At 65.8% G+C, this 23,401-nt stretch carries 14 protein-coding genes, 1 tRNA gene and 2 pseudogenes; 7 read left to right on the top strand and 10 right to left on the bottom strand.

Going from position 1 to position 23,401, the window contains the following annotated elements:
* A pseudogene (locus AABN02_RS12935) lies at positions 1 to 369 on the bottom strand (transposase); the annotation flags it as partial.
* A 365-nt stretch (positions 370 to 734) separates the two neighbouring features.
* Between AABN02_RS12935 and AABN02_RS12930 the strand changes: the two are divergent.
* A complete protein-coding gene (locus AABN02_RS12930; RefSeq protein WP_338415339.1) occupies positions 735 to 1,148 on the top strand; it encodes a hypothetical protein in 414 nt (137 codons plus the stop codon).
* A gap of 63 nt (positions 1,149 to 1,211) precedes the next feature.
* Here the strand turns inward: AABN02_RS12930 and phbB are convergent, their stop codons facing one another.
* The 3 genes from phbB to phaC all read right to left on the bottom strand — a co-directional run bounded on the left by phbB (position 1,212) and on the right by phaC (position 4,960).
* Positions 1,212 to 1,949, bottom strand: coding sequence for an acetoacetyl-CoA reductase (phbB, locus tag AABN02_RS12925; RefSeq protein ID WP_338415338.1), 738 nt, complete (start codon positions 1,947 to 1,949; stop codon positions 1,212 to 1,214).
* A gap of 101 nt (positions 1,950 to 2,050) precedes the next feature.
* Positions 2,051 to 3,229, bottom strand: coding sequence for an acetyl-CoA C-acetyltransferase (locus AABN02_RS12920; RefSeq protein ID WP_338415337.1), 1,179 nt, complete (start codon positions 3,227 to 3,229; stop codon positions 2,051 to 2,053).
* An 84-nt stretch (positions 3,230 to 3,313) separates the two neighbouring features.
* Positions 3,314 to 4,960 carry a class I poly(R)-hydroxyalkanoic acid synthase gene (gene phaC, locus AABN02_RS12915; RefSeq protein WP_338415340.1) on the bottom strand — a complete coding sequence of 549 codons (1,647 nt, stop codon included), beginning with the start codon at positions 4,958 to 4,960 and terminating at the stop codon, positions 3,314 to 3,316.
* 125 nt (positions 4,961 to 5,085) lie between these two features.
* On the opposite strand from phaC, the gene AABN02_RS12910 reads away from it, so the two are divergent.
* Entirely contained in the window at positions 5,086 to 5,337 is a 252-nt protein-coding gene (locus AABN02_RS12910; protein WP_338415336.1) for a hypothetical protein, read from the top strand.
* A 24-nt stretch (positions 5,338 to 5,361) separates the two neighbouring features.
* On the opposite strand, the gene pgeF is transcribed toward AABN02_RS12910, so the two are convergent.
* Both pgeF and maiA read right to left on the bottom strand, forming a co-directional pair.
* Positions 5,362 to 6,147, bottom strand: a complete 786-nt coding sequence (pgeF, locus tag AABN02_RS12905; protein WP_338415335.1) for a peptidoglycan editing factor PgeF — start codon at positions 6,145 to 6,147, stop codon at positions 5,362 to 5,364.
* Positions 6,140 to 6,781 carry a maleylacetoacetate isomerase gene (gene maiA / locus AABN02_RS12900; RefSeq protein WP_338415334.1) on the bottom strand — a complete coding sequence of 214 codons (642 nt, stop codon included), beginning with the start codon at positions 6,779 to 6,781 and terminating at the stop codon, positions 6,140 to 6,142. Before maiA ends, pgeF begins: the two co-directional genes overlap by 8 nt.
* Positions 6,782 to 6,854: 73 nt before the next feature.
* Here maiA and AABN02_RS12895 point away from each other — a divergent pair, with 73 nt between their 5' ends.
* The 4 genes from AABN02_RS12895 (at position 6,855) to AABN02_RS12880 (ending at position 17,875) form a co-directional block, all read left to right on the top strand.
* Positions 6,855 to 7,400 (top strand): NUDIX hydrolase, encoded by a 546-nt coding sequence (locus tag AABN02_RS12895; protein ID WP_338415333.1) that lies wholly within the window; start codon positions 6,855 to 6,857, stop codon positions 7,398 to 7,400.
* Between the two features lie 26 nt (positions 7,401 to 7,426).
* Positions 7,427 to 9,667 (top strand): type I secretion system permease/ATPase, encoded by a 2,241-nt coding sequence (locus AABN02_RS12890; protein WP_338415332.1) that lies wholly within the window; start codon positions 7,427 to 7,429, stop codon positions 9,665 to 9,667.
* Positions 9,664 to 11,097: an HlyD family type I secretion periplasmic adaptor subunit gene (locus tag AABN02_RS12885; RefSeq protein WP_338415331.1), complete on the top strand. Its 1,434-nt coding sequence runs from the start codon at positions 9,664 to 9,666 to the stop codon at positions 11,095 to 11,097. The genes AABN02_RS12890 and AABN02_RS12885 overlap by 4 nt, the downstream gene beginning before the upstream one ends.
* 208 nt (positions 11,098 to 11,305) lie before the next feature.
* Positions 11,306 to 17,875: a Calx-beta domain-containing protein gene (locus AABN02_RS12880; protein ID WP_338415330.1), complete on the top strand. Its 6,570-nt coding sequence runs from the start codon at positions 11,306 to 11,308 to the stop codon at positions 17,873 to 17,875.
* Positions 17,876 to 17,987: 112 nt separating this feature from the next.
* Here AABN02_RS12880 and AABN02_RS12875 read toward each other — a convergent pair whose 3' ends face one another.
* Both AABN02_RS12875 and AABN02_RS12870 read right to left on the bottom strand, forming a co-directional pair.
* A complete protein-coding gene (locus AABN02_RS12875; protein ID WP_338415329.1) occupies positions 17,988 to 19,889 on the bottom strand; it encodes an EAL domain-containing protein in 1,902 nt (633 codons plus the stop codon).
* Between the two features lie 22 nt (positions 19,890 to 19,911).
* Positions 19,912 to 20,583, bottom strand: a complete 672-nt coding sequence (locus AABN02_RS12870; protein ID WP_338415328.1) for a transglutaminase-like cysteine peptidase — start codon at positions 20,581 to 20,583, stop codon at positions 19,912 to 19,914.
* Between the two features lie 300 nt (positions 20,584 to 20,883).
* On the opposite strand from AABN02_RS12870, the gene AABN02_RS12865 reads away from it, so the two are divergent.
* Positions 20,884 to 22,809: a TolC family outer membrane protein gene (locus AABN02_RS12865; protein WP_338415327.1), complete on the top strand. Its 1,926-nt coding sequence runs from the start codon at positions 20,884 to 20,886 to the stop codon at positions 22,807 to 22,809.
* 184 nt (positions 22,810 to 22,993) lie between these two features.
* On the opposite strand, the gene AABN02_RS12860 is transcribed toward AABN02_RS12865, so the two are convergent.
* Together AABN02_RS12860 and AABN02_RS12855 are read right to left on the bottom strand one after the other, a co-directional pair.
* Positions 22,994 to 23,083: transfer RNA gene (locus tag AABN02_RS12860), tRNA-Ser, on the bottom strand.
* A 47-nt stretch (positions 23,084 to 23,130) separates the two neighbouring features.
* A pseudogene (locus tag AABN02_RS12855) lies at positions 23,131 to 23,401 on the bottom strand (branched-chain amino acid ABC transporter substrate-binding protein); the annotation flags it as partial.

Raw genomic sequence — 23,401 nt, 5'->3', positions numbered from 1 at the left:
GCCGTCCGAGCACGTCGCCGCGGTCTTCAGGCCGAGGTCGATGCCGACCGACCCGGTACCCGCCGACTTCGGCACGTCCACCTTGACGCACACGTTCAGGTACCACCGGCCGCGCGCGTCCTGCGAGAACGCGCCGGCGCGTAGATCGAAGCGGTTCAGCCCGTGGCTGTCCCACAAACCAAACCTGTGCCCGAGGAACGCGATCTGCCCGGCCTTGTACTTCGCGCCGCCCGCCTTGAACGGAATCCAGCCCAGCGAATACTTCGCCGACTTCGCGTTCGACACCCGCCAGTTCAGCCTCGACTTCTTGAACTGCTTGCGCCGGGTGGCGTATTCCTCGCACACCAGCTGAACCGTCGCGCTGCCCACCTACACGCTTCGCACTTCGAGTACCCCGCCGTGAGCCTCTGCAGGTCGAACCCGCTGAAGAACTCGCGCCGCTCCCGGATCGCCCGCGAACTCGTCTCGTTGCAGTAGTTCCACACCTGATTCACCTCGCGCGCCATCGCAGACAGCACGGCGGCGTGCTTGTCCTTGATGCGCAGCTTGAGGGTCTTCACGGCTTCCATCCGGCAACTGTATTTCCATACATATCGGTTGACAAGCCGGAACGGCTTGGACGCTCGACCGCGGGCTGAACCCCGGGGCTTGTCGCTTCGTCCGGGTCAAGTCAACCCAACGCTGGTCGATAGATCTGGCATGCGCCCGATCCGCCGACCTCCAGGAGGTCCTTCATGCATCCACTGTTTGCCCAGTTGCTTCAGCGACGTGCAGCGCAGCACGAGTCGATCCCCGGCCACATCCTGCGCACGACGCTGCCACCGTCGCGCGAGATGTCCATCCGGCGTCCTGGTGCAGGCAACCGCCCCGGCAGCGGGATGGTGCTGTTCATGAACCAGCCGCCGCGCGCCACGCTCGGTCGGCCCTGCCCCACAGCGTCCGCGGCCATCGACATCGTGCTGGAGGACCTGCAGGCGATCGCCCCCGCGGACACGGTCGACACGGCGCAGATCCGGACCGCCCGTCCACCCGCTGAGCCCGACGGTGTCCACCTGCGCATCGACCCGCAAGACCACCAGCGCGTGCGCATCAGCGGCAGCATGCGCGAGGTGTGCGCAGCGCTGGACGCACTGATCGCCGTGCAATGAAAAAAACCGGGCAAGCCCGGTTTTCGAATCGACGAAGTCGGCCGACACGCGGCCGTGCGCCGATCAGCCCATGTGCAGGCCGCCGTTGCAGCTGAAGTCCGCACCGGTCGTGAAACCCGAATCCTCGCCCGCCAGCCAGGCGACGATGGAGCCGATTTCTTCCGGCGTGCCCAGGCGCTTCACCGGGATGGTGGCGACGATCTTTTCCAGCACTTCCGGCTTGATCGCGCGGACCATGTCGGTGCCGATGTAGCCCGGGCTGACGGTGTTGACCGTGACACCCTTGCTGGCCATTTCCTGGGCCAGGGCCATCGTGAAGCCGTGCATGCCGGCCTTCGCCGCAGAGTAGTTGGTCTGGCCCGACTGGCCCTTTTCGCCATTGACCGAGCTGATCTGGATGATCCGGCCCCAGCCCTGGGCGACCATGTCCGCCACCACTTGCTTGGTGACGTTGAACATGCTGTTCAGGTTGGTGTCGATGACGGCGTCCCAGTCGTCGCGCGTCATCTTCAGGAACATGCGGTCCTTGGTGATGCCGGCGTTGTTGACCAGCACGTCGATGATGCCGTGCTCGGCCTTGGCACGCTCGAAGGCCTCGACGGTCGAGTCCCAGCTCGCCACATTGCCCACCGAGGCGTAGAAGGTGTAGCCGGCTGCAGCCTGCTCATCCAGCCACTTCTGGGCATCACGGGTCGGGCCACAGCCGGCGATGACCTTGAAGCCTTCCTTGTGCAGGCGACGGCAGATGGACGTTCCGATGCCACCCATGCCGCCAGTGACGTAAGCAACTTTCTGAGTCATGTTGTCTCTCCTTCTGATTCGAGCCTGTCCCCGATGGACAGGCTTCAGGCCCGAGTTCGGCCCCTGCTAACTGGGAACTGTGAACTGTGAACTGCGAAAACTCAGCGCTCGACCGTGAGCGCCACACCCATGCCGCCGCCGATGCACAGCGAGGCGATGCCCTTCTTGGCGTCGCGGCGCTGCATCTCGTGCAGCAGCGTGACGAGAATCCGGCAGCCGGACGCACCGATCGGGTGACCGATGGCGATGGCGCCACCGTTGACGTTGACCTTGCTGGTGTCCCAGCCCATTTCCTGGTGCACTGCGCAGGCTTGCGCGGCGAAGGCTTCGTTGATTTCCAGCAGGTCCAGGTCGGCCGGCGACCAGCCCGCGCGCTGCAGCGCCTTGCGTGCGGCAGGCACCGGGCCCATGCCCATGAACGCCGGATCCAGACCGGCGCTGGCATAGCTGGCGATGCGGGCCAGCGGGGTCAGGCCGAGGGCCGCCGCCTTGGCCGCCGACATCAGCACGACACCCGCAGCACCGTCATTCAGACCGGAGGCATTGCCCGCGGTGACACTGCCCGCCTTGTCGAACGCAGGGCGCAAACCGGCCAGTGCTTCGGCCGTGGACCGGCGGTTGATGAACTCGTCGCTGTCAAAGACGACCGGATCGCCCTTGCGCTGCGGGATCGACACGGCGGCGATCTCGTCCTTGAACTTGCCCGATTCCTGCGCGGCCGCGGCCTTCTGCTGCGAGCCCAGCGCCAGCGCGTCCTGCATCTCGCGGGTCACGCCGTACTTCCTGGCAATGTTCTCGGCCGTCGTGCCCATGTGGTACTGGTTGTACACGTCCCACAGGCCGTCGACGATCATCGAGTCGACCATCTTCCAGTCGCCCATGCGCTGGCCTTCGCGCGAGCCGGCCAGCACGTGCGGGCTCATGCTCATGTTTTCCTGGCCGCCAGCGATGACGATCTCGCTGTCGCCGTCGCGGATGGCCTGTGCCCCCAGCATCACGGCCTTCAGGCCAGAGCCGCAGACCTTGTTGATGGTCATGGCCGGCACGCCTTGCGGCAGACCCGACTTGATGACGGTCTGGCGGGCGGGGTTCTGGCCGGAGCCGGCCGTCAGCACCTGGCCGAAGATCAGCTCGCCGATCTGCTCGCCCGACAGGCCCGAGCGCTGCAGCAGCGCGCGCACCACGGTGGCACCGAGTTCCGGTGCGGGGGTCTTCGACAGGCTTCCGCCAAATTTGCCAACGGCGGTACGCGCGGCCGCGACAATGACGATGTCAGTCATTCAATTCTCCAAATACAAAATAGAAGTCGGTTCCAGCGTCCAGGGACACCGACACTCTATCTCAGACTGTCGCCGAACTGACATTCACACTTTGGCTTTCACGTACCGACCCGGTGCCGGCTCGATCGCCTTGTACTTGCGGCTGCCGAAGGACTTGGGCGCGGCCTTCTTCTTGCCCGCGTAGCCGGCCAGCCACTCGGACCAGTCGGTCCACCAGCTGCCCGGGTGGCTGGTCGCGGTGTCGAGCCATGCGTCGGCCGATGCAGCTGCAGTCTCGTTGGTCCAGAAGTTGCGCTTCTTCTTGGCGGGCGGATTGACCACGCCGGCGATGTGACCGGAGGCCCCCAGCACGAAGCGGTACGGACTCTTGAAGATCCGCGTGCTCATGTAGGCCGAGTCCCAGGGGACGATGTGGTCTTCGCGCGACGCATAGAGGTAGACCGGCGCCTTGATCGCACCGAGGTCGACCTTCTCGCCACACACCGTCAGCGCACCGGGCACCTTCAGCTGGTCCTGCAGATAGGTATGGCGCAGGTACCAGCAGTACATCGCGCCGGGCAGGTTGGTGCTGTCGGAGTTCCAGTACAGCAGGTCGAACGGCGGCGGCGTCTCGCCCTTCAGGTAGTTGCCGACGACGTAATTCCAGACCAGATCATTCGGGCGCAGGAAGCTGAAGGTGCTCGCCAGTTCCTTGCCCTTGAGCATGCCGGGGCCTTGCGGCGCGTCCGGCCCGATCGTCATCTCGCGCAGGCGCACGGAGCCTTCGTCGACGAAGATGTCCAGGATGCCGGTGCTGCTGAAATCGAGCAGCGTGGTCAGCAGCGTGAGGCTCGCCGCGGGGTGCTCACCGCGGGCAGCCAGCACGGCCAGTGCGGTGGACAGGATGGTGCCGCCGACGCAGAAGCCCAGCATGTCCAGCGTCTCGGCGCCGGTGATTTCCTGCGTGACGCTGATCGCCTTGAGGACCGCGTTCTCGATGTAGTCGTCCCAGGTCGTGGCCGCCATGTCATCGGTCGGATTGCGCCAGCTCACGACGAACAGGCGGTGGCCCTGTTCGACGGTGTAGCGGATGACCGAGTTGTCGGGCTGCAGATCGAGGATGTAGAACTTGTTGATGCACGGCGGCACGAACAGCATCGGCTTCTCGTACACCTGCGCCGTCAGCGGCTTGTATTCGATCAGCTGGAACAGCTCGTTCTCGAACACCACGGCGCCTTCGGTGGTGGCCACATTGCGGCCCACCTCGAACAGCGACTCGTCGGTCTGCGACACATGGCCCTGCTTCAGGTCCACCAGCAGGTGGTTCATGCCCTGCGTCAGGCTTTCGCCCTTGGTCTCGACCGCCTTTTTCAAGGCCTCGGGATTGAGCGCGAGGAAATTGGAGGGCGCCGCAGCGTCCACCCATTGCTGCACGGCGAAGCGGATGCGGGCACGGGTCTTCTCGTCCCCCTGCACGGCTTCGGACAGCTCCATCAAGGTGCGGGCGTTGAGCAGGTAGGTGGCCGCCGCGAAGCCGGCCAGCGGGTTTTCGCTCCATTCCGGGGCGGAAAACCGGCGGTCCTTGGGCAGGGTCACCTTTCCGCCGGCGCTCAGACTGCTGTTCCACAGCTCGCTGGCGCTGCGCAGATATTCCGCCTGGATGCGGGACAGATCGGCCTGCGGGATCTGCAGTTGCGACAGGGTCTTGAACAGACCGGCGACATCCTGCCCCAGCTCGGGTGCAGTGAACATGGACTTGCCAAACGGGTTCATTCATCTCCTCCGGTGCATGGAATACTGCATTCGAGGGCATTATGCATGCCGCATCCATACAGCCACCTTGCTAACTGCGTTGCAACAGATAACGGGAAATCCCCATGTACTTGGTCGCAATTGCGTGGCTTTATGTCACGTTGATGATGGCGCTGGCTGAAGCCACGAATCCCCACGGAACCATACTCGGCGCGGTATTCACGCTGCTGATCTACGGCATCGGCCCGCTCGCGCTGGTGATGTACCTGCTCGGCACGCCCATGCGCCGCAAGGCGCGGCAGGCCGCTGAATCGGCCGCAGCGGAAGACGCCAACACCGCCGCCGAAGGCGGATCGGAGGGACCGCCGCCGGCTTGATCGCCAGATCGATCGTTCAGCGGTTCAGCGCAGCCAGACCAGCGCCGCCATGCGTCCCGTGCGCGGTGCGTGCCGGTAGGAGAAATAGCGCTGCGGATCACTGAGCGTGCACCATTCTGGCGCGCCGTTGTTGCCGGCCATCCACTGCACCCCGGCCGCCGCCAGACGCTGGCGGGCCAGCGCCGGCAGATCGGCCAGCCACTTGCCCGGCTGGCCGGGCTGGAAACACGCGCCCGGCCGCTCGGGCGAGGCGCCAAAGGCCAGCAGCACATCGGCCCCGACCTCGAAGCGCGTCGGCCCGATGCACGGGCCGAGCCAGCATTCGATCTCGCTGGCCGGTGCATCTGCGAGCACACAGACATGCGCCAGCGTGGCCTCCAGCACCCCGCCGGCCAGCCCACGCCAGCCGGCGTGCGCGGCCCCCACAGCGCGCCCGCCGACATGCGCGAACAGCACCGGCAGGCAATCGGCCACCTGGATTTCACAGGCGATGGCCGACGATGCAGTCACGACCGCATCCGCCACCGGGGGTGTGGCGGGCGGTTCGGCCATCGACTCCAGCAGGTGCACCGCCACGCCGTGCACCTGCGACAGCAGCCGCGTCGGCCGACCGACCAGTTCCTGCAAGCTGGCCCGGTTCGTCGCGACCGCCGCGGGGTCGTCGCCCAGGCCATCCCGCAGGTTGAAGGCATCGAATGGCGGCTGGCTGACGCCGCCGGAGCGTGCCGTCATCACCGCACCGACGCGGGGGTGGGAGAACGGCGGCCGCCACCAGTCGTCCGGTGCGCGTTCGTCGAGACGCTCAGGCATCGGCATCCGGGCAGGACGAAGGTTGCGCCGCCTGGAAGGCCGGCAGCTGCATGCAGTTCTCGAAGATGCGCATGACCGTGGGGACATGGTCCAGGCGGCAGTCGAAGCGCTGGGCATTGAAGATCTGCGGCACCAGCAGGCAGTCGGCCATCGTCGGCGTGTCGCCATGGCAGAACGTGCCGGTCTCGGGCTGGTCGCAGAGCTGGCGCTCCACCACCTCCAGCCCGACTTCGACCCAGTGCCGGTACCAGGCGTTCTTGGCGTCCTCGCTGGCGCCGAGTTCCTTCACCAGATAGCGCAGCACCCGCAGGTTGTCGAGTGGGTGGATCTCGCAGGCGATGTCCTGGGACAGCGAACGCACCCGCGCGCGTCCGAGCGGATCGGCGGGCATCAGCGGAGGCTCGGGATAGACCTCGTCGAGGTACTCGATGATCGCCATCGACTGCGTGAGCGTGGCCTCGCCGTCCTTCAGCAGCGGCACCAGACGCTGCGGCGACACGGCCGCGTACTCCGGCCCGGTCTGCTCGTTGCGCACCAGATGCACCGTCCGGTACGCATACGGCAGCGCCTTCAGCGCCAGCGCAATGCGCACCCGAAATGAGGCAGACGAACGGAAATAGCTGTAAAGCTCCATGGTGGATGGCTCCTCTTTGTTCGTGCGGTTTGTTTCAGATCATGCCATGCGAAGCAGGCGATACACTGCCGGGATGCTACTGCCGCGACGTATCAAGCACTGCCGGGAGTGCGGGTCTCAGGTCCGCTACCAGATCCCCGCCGACGACAATCGAGAGCGTGCCACCTGCACGGTCTGCGCCACGATCCACTACGAAAACCCGCTCAACGTGGTGGGAACGGTTCCCTACTGGGAGGATCAGGTCCTGCTGTGCCGCCGCAACATCGAGCCCCGGCATGGCTACTGGACCCTGCCCGCCGGCTTCATGGAACTCGGTGAAACCCTCGCTGAAGGCGCGGTGCGCGAAACCGTCGAGGAGGCCGGCGCCCACATCGAACTCGACGGACTGTTCTCGGTCCTGAACGTCGTCAAGGTCGGGCAGGTGCATGTGTTCTACCGTGCCGCGCTGCTGGACACGGTGTTCGATCCGGGCCCTGAGACCATCGAGGCCCGGCTGTTCCGCCAGCAGGACATCCCCTGGCACGACCTGGCGTTCCGCACCGTGCGGGTGACGCTGGAACGCTATTTCGAGGACCGCGCGCGCGGTCAATTCGGCCTGCACTGCGCCGATATCGGCTGAGCACCTCAGCGTCTACCGACCACACCATGAACCTGCCTCGACCCGGCGCCCCCGGAGCGCCCCAGCCGGCGCCTGCCTCCGTGGCGGCCGCCCCCGCCAGACCGGCCCCCGCCGCCCGCGATGCGGCCACGGAGCGCCTGCGCGAGGACCTGCTCAATCCAGACCCGCTGCTGGACTGCCTGCTCGAAGTCTGCCGCCTGCACGGTGTCAACGCGTCGCGGGCCTCGCTGTCGGCGGGCCTGCCGCTGCAGGATGGCCGCCTCACGCTGGGACTGGCCGAGCGCGCCGCGCAGCGCGCCGGCATGTTCAGCAAGCTGCAGCGCGTCAAGCCGAACAAGATCGACGCCGCCACCCTGCCCGCCGTGCTGATCCTGCGCGGCAACGATGCCTGCGTGCTGCTGGGCTGGACCGCCGAGGGCGACGCACGCGTGCTGATGCCCGAGACCGGCCAGGGCGCGGTCGTCATGGCGCGCAAGGACCTGGCGCGGCGCTACAGCGGTGTCGTGCTCTACGTGCGTCCGCATTTCCGCTTCGACGAGCGCACGCCCGAAGTCCGCGCCACCAACAAGGGCCACTGGTTCTGGAGCGCCATCGCGAGCCAGCGGCTGGTCTACCGCGACGTGCTGTGGGCGGCCTTCCTGATCAACCTGTTCGCGCTGGCCTTCCCGATCTTCACGATGAACGTCTACGACCGGGTGGTGCCCAACCACGCGATCGAGACGCTCTGGGTGCTGGCGTTCGGGCTGATGCTGGTGCTGCTGGCGGACTTCTACATGCGCAAGCTGCGCAGCCACTTCGTCGACGAGGCAAGCGCGCGGATCGACGTGCAGCTGTCCTCGGTGCTGATGGAGCGGGTGCTCGGCATGCGCCTGGAGCACCGGCCGCAGTCGGTCGGCTCCTTCGCATCGAACCTGCGCGGCTTCGAGTCGGTGCGCGACTTCATTGCGTCGAGCACGGTGACCGCGCTGATCGACCTGCCCTTCGCGCTGATCTTCCTCGGCGTGATGGCGTGGATCTCGCCGTGGATGGTGCTGCCGGTGCTGCTGGCCTTCGTGCTGATCCTGGCGATCGGCTATGTGCTGCAGCAGCGCCTGCACGAACTCTCCGAGTCGACCTACCAGGCCAGTGCCCAGCGCAATGCGACGCTGGTCGAAGCGCTGACCGGCATCGAGACCATCAAGACCCAGGCCGCCGAGAGTGTCATCCAGGCCCGCTGGGAACGCGCCAACCAGTTCCTCGCCCAGACCAATGTCCGGATGCGGGCGCTGTCCAGCACCGCCAGCTACGGCACCAACTGGCTGGCCCAGGTCGTCAACCTCAGCATCGTGCTGATCGGCGTCTACCTGATCTCGCAGCGCGAGCTGACCATGGGTGCGCTGATCGCCTGCACCACGCTGAGTTCGCGGGCGCTGGCGCCGGCCGGCCAGATCGTCGGCCTGCTGATGCAGTACCAAGGCGCACGCACCGCGCTGGAGTCGCTGAACAAGGTGATGGCGAATCCGGTCGAGCGCGAGGCCGGCCAGAACTTCCTGCACCGGCGCGAACTGAAGGGCGACATCGAGTTCCGCGACATCAAGTTCGCCTACCCCGGCCGGGATGATCCGGTGCTGGACGGCATCAGTTTCCGCATCCAGCAGGGTGAGCGCGTGGCGCTGATCGGCCGTGTCGGCTCGGGCAAGACGACGCTGCAGAAGCTGATGCTCGGCCTCTACCAGCCGACCTCGGGCGCAGTGCTGCTCGACGGCATCGACCTGCGCCAGCTGGATCCGGCCGACGTGCGCCGCAACCTCGGCTACGTCTCGCAGGACGTGACGCTGTTCTACGGCTCGCTGCGCGAGAACATCACGATGGGCCTGCCCTACGCCGACGAGACCGCCGTGCTGGCCGCCGCCGAGACCGCCTGCATGACCGAGTTCGTCAACCGCCACCCGCGCGGCTTCGACATGCCGGTGGGCGAACGCGGCGAGCTGCTCTCGGGCGGTCAGCGCCAGAGCGTGGGACTCGCACGCGCCGTGCTGCACAACGCGCCGCTGCTGCTGCTGGACGAGCCGACCAGCGCGATGGACTTCTCCACCGAGGCGCAGGTCACCCGCAAGGTCACCGAGTTCGCCCAGGGCAAGACGGTCGTGCTGGTCACGCACCGCACCTCGATGCTGGCACTGGTGGACCGCGTCATCGTGGTCGACCAGGGCAAGGTCGTCGCCGACGGTCCGCGCGACCGCATTCTGGAAGCCCTGCAAGCGGGCCGCATCGCGAGGGCTGCATGAGCACCAACACCCCCAACGCACGGCAGGACGCCGCGACCGTTCCGGACGCCGCCAGCCACTGGTCCGACCGCCTGGGCGCCCTCGCCCGCGGCCTGTTCGGCAAGACCGTGGCCGATGGCGCCGGGCCGCAAGGCCTGCGCGACTTCGAACACGAAGCCGAAGACATCATGTCCAGCCAGAAGACGGCCCGGGCGCAGCAGATCGTGCGCGCCGCGGTGGTCATCGTGGTGTTGCTGATCGTCTGGGCCGCCTTTGCCGAGATCGACGAGGTGACCAAGGGTGACGGTCGCGTCATCCCCTCGCGCCAGCTGCAGGTGGTGCAGTCGCTCGATGGCGGCGTGGTGTCCGAGATCCTGGTCAAGGAAGGCCAGGAGGTCGAGGCCGGCCAGCTGCTGCTCAAGGTCGACGAAACCCGCGCCACCTCGGGCGTCAACGAGAGTGCGGCCACCGTCTTCGCGCTCAAGGTCAAGGAAGCCCGGCTGAAGTCGCTGGCCGAGGGCGGCGCCTTCAAGCCGCCGCCGGGCAATGGCGGCCCCGACGAGGACCGGATCATCGCGGAGGAGCGCAACCTCTACCTGTCGCGGGTGTCCGAGTTGCAGTCGATGCTCTCGGTCGTGCAGCAGCAAGGGGCGCAGCGCCAGCAGGAGGTCTCCGAGGCGCAGGCGCGGCGCTCGTCCGCCCAGCGCTCGATCGAGATTTCCCAGAACGAGCTGCGCCGCACCAAGCCGCTGCTGGCCACGGGCGCGGTGTCCGAGGTCGAGGTGCTGCGCCTGGAGCGCGAGATCAGCCGCTACCGCGGCGAGATGGAGCAGGCCGCCGCCAGCATGGGCCGTGCACAGGCGGCGATCGGCGAATCGCGGCGCAAGGCGCAGGAGATGGAACTCACCTTCCGCAACGAGGCGCGGCGCGATCTCTCGGACGTGCTCGGCAAGCTCAACGCCATGAACCAGGGCGCGGCCGCGCTGGTGGACAAGGTGGACAAGTCCAGCGTCCGGTCGCCGGTGCGTGGCCGCGTGCAGCGCCTGCTGGCCAACACGGTGGGCGGCGTGGTGCAGCCGGGCAAGGACATTGTCGAGATCGTGCCGGTCGACGATGCGCTGGTGCTCGAAGCCAAGGTGCAACCGAAGGACATCGCTTTCCTGCACCCGAACCAGACCGCCACGGTCAAGTTCACGGCCTACGACTTCTCGATCTACGGTGGCCTGGAGGCCAAGGTCGAGAACATCAGCCCGGACACCCAGGTCGACGAAAAGGGCAATGCCTTCTACATCGTCAAGGTCCGCACCGCGCAGCCGCGCTTCAGCGAGAACCAGCCCATCATCCCGGGCATGACGGCCGAAGTGGACATCCTGACCGGCAAGAAGACCGTGCTGTCGTATCTGCTCAAGCCGGTCCTGAAAGCCAAGGCCTACGCTTTGCGTGAACGTTGACACGAATTTCCGCACCTTGAACGCCCCGAGCCCCTCGAATGAGGGGCTTTTTCTTGTGCGCAACACTGGTACCGCACCGGCTTCGCTATCCTTGCCCGAATGCACTCCCGAGTGAATCAAATCACGTTTATTGGCGCATTCGATGCGTTAGCGAAACCCGGTTTGCTCTATTCTGGCGAGATCGCCTCGTCGAACTGAAAGATCCCCCATGGCTGCCATCCAAGCTACGACCCTGAAATCAGCCCTGCTCTCCGGCAAGGCCGGACTGCTGCAGAGCCTGCAGCGCCTGACGCTGGATCCGAACTATGTGCCGGCCCGCCTGCCGGAAGGCATGGTCGTGGGCATCTGGGGGGATGCAGTCGTGCGCACACCGGACGGCACCGTGCGCGAACTGAAGGTCGGCGAGATGGTCCGCAAGGGCTATGTGATCCTGACGTCGCAGAACGGCATCGTGCAGCTGGAGGTTGAAGGCGACCGTCTGGCCCGGGTGCCGGTGGACCGCGACGGGCTGGAGCCTACGGGTACCGGCCTGTCGGGCGGCGAGCCCGGCTCGCTCGGCGACGGTGAACGCGCCACCCGCGTCATCGAGATCGTCAGCCCGAACGGCTTCGACTTCAGCACCATTTCCGGTGATCCCTACGCACCGCCCGGACCGTCGGCGAATGCGCAGGCCGGCGCCGCCGCGCTGCCGGAAATGGGCGTGGGTCCGGTGACCGTGGACGAAGACGCCGGCCACGCCGTCTTCACGGTGCAGCTCACCCGGGCCTCCACCACGCCCACCACCTTCAACCTGACCCTGAACGACGGCACGGCCACCGGCGGCGGTGTCGATTACGGCTCCACCGGGACGAACAACCTGCAGGTCTCGCTCGACAACGGCCAGACCTGGGTCGATGCCACCACGGTGACGATTCCGGCCGGCGCCACGACGGTGCTGGTGCGCACGCCCATCACCAACGACGCCACCTACGAACCCAACGAGACCTTCTCGCTGACGGCCACGCTGGTGTCGGGGGATGTCAACCTCACGCAGCCCACCGGCGTGGCGACCATCGTCGACGCGCTGCCCTTCTTCCTGCCGATCGCGCCGGTCGCTGTCAATGAAGGAGCCGGTCAGGTCACGTTCACGATCACGCTGTCCGAGCCCTCCAAGGACACCGTCACGGTGCGCTATACCACCGTGGACGGCACGGCCACACGCGGTACCGACTACACCCCCCCGGTGACGGAGATGCTCACCTTCGCGCCCGGTGAAACGAGCAAGACCGTCACCGTTCCGATCATCAACGACAGCGTCTACGAAGGCCCCGAGACCTTCAGCCTCCAGCTGAGCGACCCGGTCAACGCCGGCCTGCCCAACCCGATCGGCCAGGCCACCATCCTCGACGACGGCACCGGCACCGTGCCACCCGGCGTCACGCCGGACGATGACCGGCCGCACGTCCGCACCGTCTCCAGCCCGGTCGCCCAGGAAGGCCAGCCGCTGGACTTCACCATCACGCTGACCAACACCTCCACCACGCCGACGGTGCTCGAACTGGTGCCGCGCTCCGACAGCGGCACGGTGGGCACCGACACCGGCCCGATGGAAGTGTCCTTCGACGGCGGCCTGACCTTCGTCCCGGTCACGGACGGCAAGGTCACCGTGCCGCCGGGCACCGACACGCTCGTCGTGCGCGTGCCGACGGTGTTCGACTCGAACCCGGAAACCAGCGAAACCGTCTTCCTGGATGTCAAGGCACCGGCCGACACCGCGCCGATGTACGGCACCGGCACCATCGAGGATGCGCCGCTGGTGTCGATCGCCGGCCCCGCGGCGGTCGATGAAGCCATCGGCAATGCCGCCTACACCGTCTCGCTGAACCACGCGGCGACCGTCCCGGTGAGCGTCAAGGTCCAGACGGTCGACGGTGTCGCCAAGGCCGGCAGCGACTACACCGCCGTGGATCCTCTTCCTCTGGTGCTGAACTTCGCCCCGGGCGAGATCACCAAGACAGTCCTGGTGCCGATCCTCAACGACGACGTGCTGGAGGGCCGGGAAGCCTTCACCATCCAGCTCCTTACGCCGTCCGGCACGGCCATCGACCCCGCCCACGCCAGCGTGGTCACCGACATCGTCGACGATAGACTGCTCGACGGCGGCGCCAACAAGGACGCCCCCAAGCTCGCCGTCACCGACCTGAACCTGCCCGAGACCTCCGGCTTTGCGGTCTTCAACGTGACGCTGGACAAGGCCTCCGGCCTGGCCACCTCGGTCGCGCTGGCGCTGGCCGATGGCACCGCCAAGGGCGGCGGCGTGGACTACGGCAGCGCAGGCACCGGCAATCTGCAGGTCTCCACCGACAACGGCCTGACCTGGACCGACGCCACCCAGGCCACCTTTGCCGCGGGCAAGACCAGCGTGCTGGTGCGCACGCCGCTGATCGCCGACACGCTCGACGACAACGGCGAGACCTTCACGCTCAGCGCCACCACCGTGGCGCCGGCGGGCGGCACCTCCAATGCCAGCGCCACCGGCACGGCCACCCTGCTCGACCTGCCCGCACTGCGCATCGACGACCAGACCGTCAACGAAGCCACCGGCATCGCCACATTCACCGTCACGCTGTCCAGCCCGGCCTCGACCGAGGTGACGGTGCGCTACAGCAGCGCGGATGGCAGCGCCACCAGCGGCCGCGACTACGGCGCGGTCTCCGGCACGCTGACCTTCGCCCCGGGTGAGCTGAGCAAGACCATCTCCGTCCCCATCACCGACGATCTGGTCTACGAAGGCCCCGAGACCTTCACGATCCAACTCGCCAGCCCGAGCCCCAACGCCGTCATCGCCGACCCGCTGGGCCTGGGCACCATCAAGGACGACGGCACCGGCACCGTCCCGCCCGGCGTCACCCCGACCGACGACCGCCCGCACGCGACCATCAACGATGTGGTCGTCAACGAAGCGGCCGGCACCGCCACCTTCACCGTGACGCTGGCCGGCACCGCCACCACGCCGATCACCATCGACTACGCCACCGCCGACGGCACCGCCAAGGCCGGCAAGGACTACACCGCGACCACCGGCACCGTGACCTTCGCGCCGGGCGAGACGAGCAAGTCGATCACGGTCCTGATCCTCAACGACGCCGTCTACGAAGGCAGCGAAACCTTCACCGTCAACCTGGCCAACCCCAGCAGCAACGCGCTGATCACCGACCCGACCGGTCTGGGCACCATCAAGGACGATGGCACCGGCACCGTGCCTCCTGGCGTCACACCGGACGACGACCGCCCGCTGGTCACCATCAACGATGTGCTGGTCAACGAGGCGTCGAAGTCCGCCGTCTTCACCGTCACGCTGTCCAACCCGTCGGACCTGCCCGTCACCGTCAAGTACAGCAGCGTCAACGGCAGCGCGGAAGCCGGCTTCGACTACGACGCCGTGCTGGGCGCGCTGACTTTCGCCCCGGGCGAGCTGACCAAGACCATCAGCGTCCCACTGAAGAACGACACGGTCTACGAAGGTGCGGAGACCTTCCAGATCGTGCTGACCGATCCGACCAATGCCACGGTGAACGCCCCGGGCGCAGGCGTGGATGCCACGAAGGACGGCACCGGCATCGGCACCATCGTGGACGACGGCACGGGAGGACCCCTGTCGCCTGACACGCCTCCGGGCACGCCGCTGGACAACGACAAGCCGGCCATCGCCATCAACGATGTGGTCGTCAACGAAGCCTCCAGGTCGGCGATCTTCACGGTGACGCTCACCAATCCCGCCAAGATGGCGGTGACGGTGGACTTCGCCAGCGCAGACGGCACGGCCAAGGCCGGCGCCGGTCTGGACTACACCGCCGTCAGCGGCACCCTGACCTTCGCGCCGGGCGAGACCAGCAAGACGATCACGGTGCCGATCCTGGACGACAGCGTTTTCGAAGGCTCCGAAACGTTCACGATCAACCTGTCCGCACCGACCAATGCCACGATCGCCGACGGCATCGGCCTGGGCACCATCAAGGACGATGGCACGGGTGGACCCCTGTCGCCAGACACCCCGCCCGGCACGCCGCTGGACAACGACACGCCGCGCCTGGCGATCGACAGCCCGACCGTGGTGGAAAACCTCACCGGCGCGCACGTGGTCTTCACGCTGACGCTGGGCAACCCGTCGGCGGTGGCGACCACGGTGTCGCTGGCGCTGGCTGATGGCACGGCCAAGGGCGCCGGCGTCGACTACGGCAGCACCGGCAGCAACAACCTGCAGGTCTCGACCGATGGCGGCGCCACCTGGGCGGACGCCACCACGGCCACGTTCGCCGCCGGCATCACCACGCTGCTGGTGCGCACGCCGCTGAACAACGACAAGGCCATCGAGCCCTCGGAAGCCTTCACGCTGACGGCCACCACCACCGCTGGCGCCACGCTGTCGCCCACCGCAACGGGCACCGGCAACATCGCCGACGACGACGTCGCTCCGATCGCCAACCCCGATACCGGCCGAGGCGATGAAGACACGCCGATCACCGGTTCGGTGCTGGCCAACGACACCGATGCCAATGGCGACCCGCTGACCGTCGCCGGTTTCAGCGTCGGCGGCACGCCCTACGCGCCCGGCACGACGGCCACCATCCCCGGCGTCGGCACCATCACGGTCGCGCCGACCGGCGTCTACACCTTCACGCCGGAACCGAACTACGACGGCGCGGTGCCGGTCATCGGCTACACCGTCACCGACGGCGCCAACCCGGTGAACGGCACGCTGACACTGACCATCAACCCGGTCAACGACGCGCCGATCATCGGTGCAAGCCAAGTTACTGTGTCAGAGGAGGGGCTGACAGGGGGCATCGCAGACAGTGCTGGCAGTCCTACCGACACGACAAACAGCACTACCGCCACCAACACGCTGTCGATTACCGATCCCGACAGCGCGGCGTTCACAGTCACCTGGGCAAGCGCACCCACAGACTTGTCCTCGCAGGGCAAGTTGGTCGATTCCTGGACTGGAATTGGTACGAATCACCTCATCGGTAAAATCGACGGTGGCAATGGCACGCCAGTGCTGGACGCGACAATCAACAACAACGGCACGTACACCGTTACGCTGCTTCGTTCGGTCTCTCACAGCGGCACGGGTGAGGACATCCTCACGCTAAATCTAGGTGTGAACGTGGTCGATAGCGGAGGCGCCACTGCGACCAGCCAGATCAGTGTCAACGTCGAGGACGACTCGCCAGTAGCGGTATCCTCCCAAGTCAGGGCTGTGCGACTGCAGGACACCAACCTGATCATCACGCTGGACATCTCGGGTTCGATGGATGGAGTCCGCTTGAGCAATGCGCGACAGGCCATCAAGAATCTGATCGCGAGCTACGACGAATTTGGTGACGTGGCGATACGACTGGTGGTTTTCTCCGACACAGCAGAGGCACTCGGGAGCGGATGGATGCTGCCAAGCGACATCCCCCCCCTGATAGATGGCCTGATCGCAGGTGGCCGCACTAACTATGATCCAGCCATCGCGCTAACCAAGACTGCGTTTGAGACTCCAGGAAAATTTCCGTCGGGCCAGAACGTCGCCTATTTCATCTCCGACGGCAACCCCAATGAGACGGCGTTTGGCATGAATGACCTTGAGAGGAACGAATGGCGAACGTTCCTCAACAGCCATGAGATGCGTGCGTATGCTATTGGCATAAGCAATGACGTAGGTCTGTCAGCTCTCCAACCTATCGCATGGGATGGTCGCAGCGGTGGCAGCCCCACCAGCGCGGAAGTCGTTGCTGATCCTGCGAATCTGTCTGCCGTACTGCAACAGACAGTACCTATTCCATCTGGCGATCTCACTGCTGGCGGAGCCATCGGTGCAGGTGGCATGGTAGGCGCAGATGGTGGTTACATCCGCTCGGTGACTGTGAATGGGGTGACTTACCTTTGGGCGGATTCACGCACCAACCTCATCTCGGTGACTGGAGGCTCGGGGGTTTACACCTTCGACACGTCCACGAAAGTTCTGATAGTCGGCACATCAGGCGCAACGCTTAGTGATGGCAAAGTCGCAGGCAGCCGCTTCATCGTTGATCTCGACGAAGGCACCTTTGAGTACCGCGTGCCGACCGCAATGGCAAGTGACCGCATCGAGCGCATGACCTACACCCTATCGGACATTGACTCTGCCAACCGCACGCCCTACGGAGACACACAGACCGGCGAAGTAGTGGTCCAAGTTGGCACGTCAACCTCTGTCGGTACCACCTACATCGGTGACGCCGCCCGCTCTGAATCCATCTTCGGTGGCCTTGGTCATGACACCCTGGGGGGCTTGGCCGGCAACGACACCCTGTCGGGCGGCGATGGGAACGACAAACTCCTTGGTGGCATGGGTGTCGATGTACTGACGGGTGGCCTGGGATCCGACGTGTTCGCTTGGTCGCTCGGCGACAGCGGCGCCCTCGGCACACCCTCGGTCGACACGATCACCGACTTCGACACCCGGCTACCCTCGGCCGGCGGCGACATCATCGATCTGCGCGACCTGCTCGCCGGCGAGAAGACCAGCACGCTGGAGAACTACCTGGAGTTCAGCTTCTCCGGCAGCGGCAGCACGGCGACCACCACCATCCACGTCAGCTCGAACGGCGCCTTCACCGGCGGCACCTACAGCGCGGCCGCGGAAGACCAGGCCATCGTGCTGGCGGGTGTCGACCTGCGGGCCTCGCTGGGACTGGACAACACGGCAACCGATCTCGACATCATCAGCAAGATGCTCACGCAGGGCAAACTGATCGTCGATCCTTGATGAACGCGTGACCGCCGGGCCGCCCTCCCGGCGGCCTCCGCGAGACAAGACAAGAAGCCGCCCCGGCTGTTCGCCGGGGCGGCTTCTTGCTTTCCTGCAGGTTCAGCTCACTTCACTTCACGGCCGGCCCGGTCACGCCATCCACGCCGCAGGCCCACAGCTCCGGCAGGTCCTCGGCGTCCTGCACACCTTCGACAAACACCTTCAGGCCTACGCCGTGCAGCATCGCCACCGAGCTGCGCAGCCAGCTGCGGCGGGCCGTGTCATGCCGGACACCGCTCGCCCAGCTCGACGAGATCTTCACGTAGTCGAGGCCCGGCTCCAGCAGCAGGCCGATCGAGGACAGGCGGTCGCCCGCATGCTCCAGGCCCAGGTGCACACCATGCGGGCGCAGTTGCCGGCACAGCTCAATCAGCGCTTCGGGATGGCGCTCCAGCGCGGACTCGTCCACCTCGACCCACAGATTCCGCGCCGAGGCACCGGCGGCCACGATCCGCTCGCGCAGACGCGGCAGGAACTGCGGATGCGCCAGCGACTGCGGCGACAGGTTCACGCCACGCGGCTTGCCGTCGGACGCGATCGCGGTGACGGCCAGCGCGACGGCGGCCATGTCCACGTCACAGCTCAGGCCCGTGCGCAGCGCGAACGGCAGCCAGCGCGCCGCCGGCTCGAAGGGGCCGTTCTCCTCCAGTTGCAGGCGCATCGGGCACTCCATGTGCACCAGATCGCCCATCCGGTCGCTCACGGGGAACTGCATCAGCTGGACCCGCGCGGCCAGCAGCGTCGCCTGCAAGGCACGGCGCCAGGTGTCTTCACCGCCCTGTATCGGGGCCGGCTCCAGGCCGTTGGCGACGTAGGAGAAGTCGCCCTTGGCCTCGGCGTCCGCCAGCCCCATGTCGGCCTTGGCCAGCAGCTCGTTCATCGGCGTGCCGATCTGGCAGCCAATCGACGACACCACCACCGCGACACCCGGGAGATCGTTCAGGCACTGGCGCAGCCGTTCGAGCAGTTCAATGGCCTGGTCGTCACGCTCGTTGGCATCCGGATACACGACAGCGAAGTCCGCGCCGTTGAGTCGCCCGTAGCAGGTGACCGCAGCGCCATTCCGGTTCGGCTCGCCCAGTGCGTGGGCGATGGAGCGCAGCATCTGGTCGGTGCGCTGGTGTCCGAGCGAACGGTTGATGTCCGCCAGACGCCGCACGCGCACCAGCACCAGCTGCGCCGACGCCGACGAGTCCTCGCGCCCGAGGTGGGCCTCGAAACTGGCCAGGAAATGGCGCCGGTGGGAAATGCCGGTCAGCGGATCACAGCTCGCCTGCACACGCAGCTGGTCCACCTGCTCGGCCTGCTCGGAGAAGATCTGGTTGATCCGGCTGACCATCTGGTTCATGGCGCGCGCCACGCGGCGCAGTTCCGGCGTGTGGGGCTCCTTCACCCGCACGAAGCGGCGCTGGGTCAGCGCATCGGCCTGCTGCACCACCTCGTCGAGCTGGCGACGCAGGCGCCGCACCGCGAGATGCCCCAGCGTTGCAGCCACGAGCCCGATGGCAAAGGTCCACAGCGTGATGCTGACGCAGGCAGACCAGAGCCCGGCGTAGGCGTACGCCGACTGGCTGACGACTTCCAGCGTGCCGATCTGCGTCCAGCCGTTGAGCACCTGCCCCAGACCCGACGTGGGCCGAATCGGCACGATGCGGATAAACCACGCAGGAGCCGGGCTCTGCACCTCGCCTGAGACGCGGGAATACCGTGTTGTACCGTCCGGGGCTCTCAAAATGATCGACTGGTAATGTCCAGTATCAAACTGCGCAGATATCGCGATTCCGAGCAGCGCCGGATCGTCTCCCTGGTGCGACAGGGACAGGGCCAGCGACTGGGCGTTGTCATTGTTTTTCACCGACAGCTGGGTTTCCAGCGAATTTCGGGCGGTCCAGACCGACACGAGCACGCTGCCCGCGCAGGACAGCAGGATCGTGGCGACGATCAATATCCAGATTTGTCGAATCAGCGACATGCCGACTCCTTTTTAGATTTGTTCACAGGAACCCCTGATCTCTTGCTTTGACCAGCACTTCGCGCCACCGGGACAGGCGCGCCACAGCGTCACCGGCCCCCGGGCCCTGGGTCCCTTGCCAGAGACCCTCGGAGTTGAAACTGAACACCGGAATGAGGTCCGGACGCTTGGACGCTGGGCGGATGTCACCGATCAGGTTGTCCAGGATGAGCGGATCCGCGCCGGAACTCGGGTAGTACGCGAGCACCATGTGCGCCTGCTGCAGGGACGCCTGGCCGCCAAAGATGGCCTTGACGTAGACCAGACGCAGGCGCGTCGGCGGCACACCCGAAGCGATGAGCGAGAAATACTTGCCGATCGCGTAGTCCTCGCAATCCCCCTGCCCTTTTTCGAGGAATTCGAGCGGGCTGGCCCAGAAATCGATCTGGCCCCACGTCTCGATGTCTTCGCGGAACAGCAGGCGCCGGTTGAAAAACTGGTTGACGATCTGCAGGCGGGTGTCGTCGTCCTGACGCGAGACCTGGTGGATCATCTCGACCAGGGACTGCGTCAACTGGAGGGTCTGGCCACCGTGTCGCGTGGCCAGTTGCAACAGACGATCAGCCTCCCATGCCAGCACCTCGGGGACGAAGAACAACCCGGACAGCGCCAGCACCCAGGCGCGTCCCTGGCCCGCTGAAAGCCAACTTCGCACGAAGACCAACCGCCAGACGCGTGACCAGACCCCCACCTTGCTAGGGGGGGTCGTTACAGACCGTGACACAGGCACAACAGCACGCATGGTGACGTTGTCGGCACGATGTGGGCAAAACCGTAGCCTTCCTTCAAGAATCGCGACGGTAGGCACATCTGGGCGCGATTTAATACGCAGATGACTTGGACGCGCCATCCGCGGTGTGGAATACTCAGCTGAAGGTATCCGCGGGCGAGACAGCAAAATAGCCGTCGGAAGTACACCCTTCATCCATGGGCCTCTCGGGAGTGACAATCAGACGTGATCACAATCGTTGTGACGGTGGATGTGTCTATTCCGAAGGCCAGCGCAAGGATCAATGAAACAATGAATAAGGCAGCCTCTCCTCTCGTCGTCGGCCTGATCGCCTTGGCATGTCAGGTTGCGTTTGCGCAATCGACCGACCCGCTCAAGGACACGGTGCAACGCGCGATTTCCACCAACCCCGAAGTGACCGCGAAACTCAATGCGTTCCGGGCTTCGGTCGATGAGGTCGATGTGGCCCGCGGCGCGTACTACCCGCGCGTGGACCTGAATGCGGAAGCCAACCGGACCCGGGATCGCATCGGCTCGACCAGCCAGACGATGAACAGCACGGGCGTCGCGCTGTCGGCCACGCAATTGCTCTGGGATGGTTTTGCGACCATGAACCAGGTCGATCGGCTCGGCCATGCCCGCCTGGTCCGCTACTTCGAGTTCATCGACGCCAGCGAGCAGACGGCCCAGGAAAGCGTGCGTGCCTATGCAGACGTCCAGCGTGCGCGCCGTCTGGTCAAGCTTGCCGAAGACAACTACGTGCAGCACCGCCACGTGACGGAGCAGAGCCAGTCCCGCGTGCGGGCCGGTGTCGGCCGTGGCGTCGATCTGGAACAGGCGGCTGCGCGCCTCGCGCTGGCAGAGTCCAATCTCTCCACCGAAACCTCCAACCTGCACGACGTGACGGAGCGCTACCGGCGCATCGTCGGCGCCCTCCCGCCCGTGGACATGCCAACCGCGGCAGGACTGGAAAAGGGGATGCCCACCTCGTCGACGGCCCTGCTGGAGCTGACCTCCAAACGCAGCGCCAGCATTGCCGCAGCGGTCGAAAATCTCCGTGCCGCCCAAGCCCAATCGCGAGAGAAGGAAGGCAACCTTTACCAACCCCGCGTGGAAGCACGGGTTCGCGCCGCTGCCGGCAACAACCTGGACGGCGTGCTGGACCAGAAGCGCGACACCACGGCCGGTCTGGCCCTGAACTGGAATCTGTACAACGGCGGCTCAGACAAGGCCCGCGTGCGCCAGGCCGCCAACCTGCTCAACCAGGCCGCCGATACCCGCGACAAGGCCTGCCGGGATGCGCGCCAGACAGCCGCCATCGCCTACCACGATGTGCAGAAGCTGACCGAGCAGCTGAATTACCTGGACCGGCACGTCCTGTCCAGCGAAAAGGTGCGTGATGCCTACCGTCAGCAATTCGACATCGGTCAGCGCACCCTGCTGGACCTGCTGAATTCGGAAAACGAGTTGTACGGCGCCCGCCGCGCCTATACCAATGCCGAGCTGGATCTGGTCATCGCCAAGGCACGCACGCATGCCGCGGCAAGCAGTCTGGTCGCCGCTCTGGGTCTGACGCGTGCCGGCACCAATGGTGACGACATTGCGGAAGGCCGCTACTGGCAAGCCGGTGACGACGCAGCAGCCCGCTGCCCGATCAGCGCAACAGATCTGGCCGTGACGCCGAAGGCGGATCTGGATGCCCGCGCACGACAGCAGACGGCGACGCTGGCTCCGGTCGCCGCAGCCGCGAATCCGACCATGGGTGCACTGCCGGCGTCCCGTTCCGCCGCAGTGCCGGCCCCGACGGGCGATGCTGGCGCCACGCCCGTGTCCCAGCGCCTGCTGGATTGGGTCGGCGCATGGACCTCCAAGGATGTGACCCGCTACCTGAGCTTCTACGATCCGAAGTTCCAGCCGACCGGTGTGCCCCGCGCAGTCTGGTTCGCCAACCGCACCAAGCTGCTCAAGAAGGATGGCGCGGTCGAGTTGAAGATCGCCAACGTCCAGCGCCGCACCGTCACGCCGGACACGGTGGAAACCAAGTTCGAACAGCACTATTCGTCCAAGGACTTCAACGACAAGAGCCAGAAGACCTTGACCTGGAAGCGCCGCGGTTCGGACTGGTACATCGTCAAGGAAAGCAATCGCTGACCACCGCTTCTGATCAATACAGGTCAGATTCCTCAAAAAAGGCGCCGAAAGGCGCCTTTTTTATTTCCAGAACATCGCCCGTCGGCATTACTCGATCTGGCGAACCAGATACAGCCAAAAAAAAGCCCCGCCAGATCAGATCTGCGAGGCTTTCCAGTCGCCTGACGGCTCAGGCTATATATCTTGGCGGAGAGGGCGGGATTCGAACCCGCGGTGGGGATTAACCCACACACGCTTTCCAGGCGTGCGACTTAAACCGCTCATCCACCTCTCCGGAAAGACAGCAACTATAGCAGTACTTCCTGGAAAAGTGAATACCGATCAGCGCACGACGGCGATCTGCTCGCGGTTGCCACCCTTGTAGGTGAACATCGTCAGCGCGCCGTTCTTCACGTCGCCCTTCTCGTCGAAGCTGATGTTGCCCGTCACGCCCTTGTAGCCCGACGTCTTGGCCAGCACCGGCAGGTACTTCGCCGGCTCGCTCGAACCCGCCTTCTCCATCGCCGCCACCATCACGTTCAGCGCGTCGTACACGTACGGCGCGTAGATCTGCACGTCCGCGTTGAACTTCGTCTTGAAGCGTGCCTTGAAG

It is taken from the genome of uncultured Sphaerotilus sp., from assembly GCF_963924895.1.
Lineage (GTDB): Bacteria > Pseudomonadota > Gammaproteobacteria > Burkholderiales > Burkholderiaceae_C > Sphaerotilus.
The sequence above is the reverse complement of the archived record's forward strand: the minus strand, read 5'-3'. Positions and strand labels throughout refer to the sequence as shown.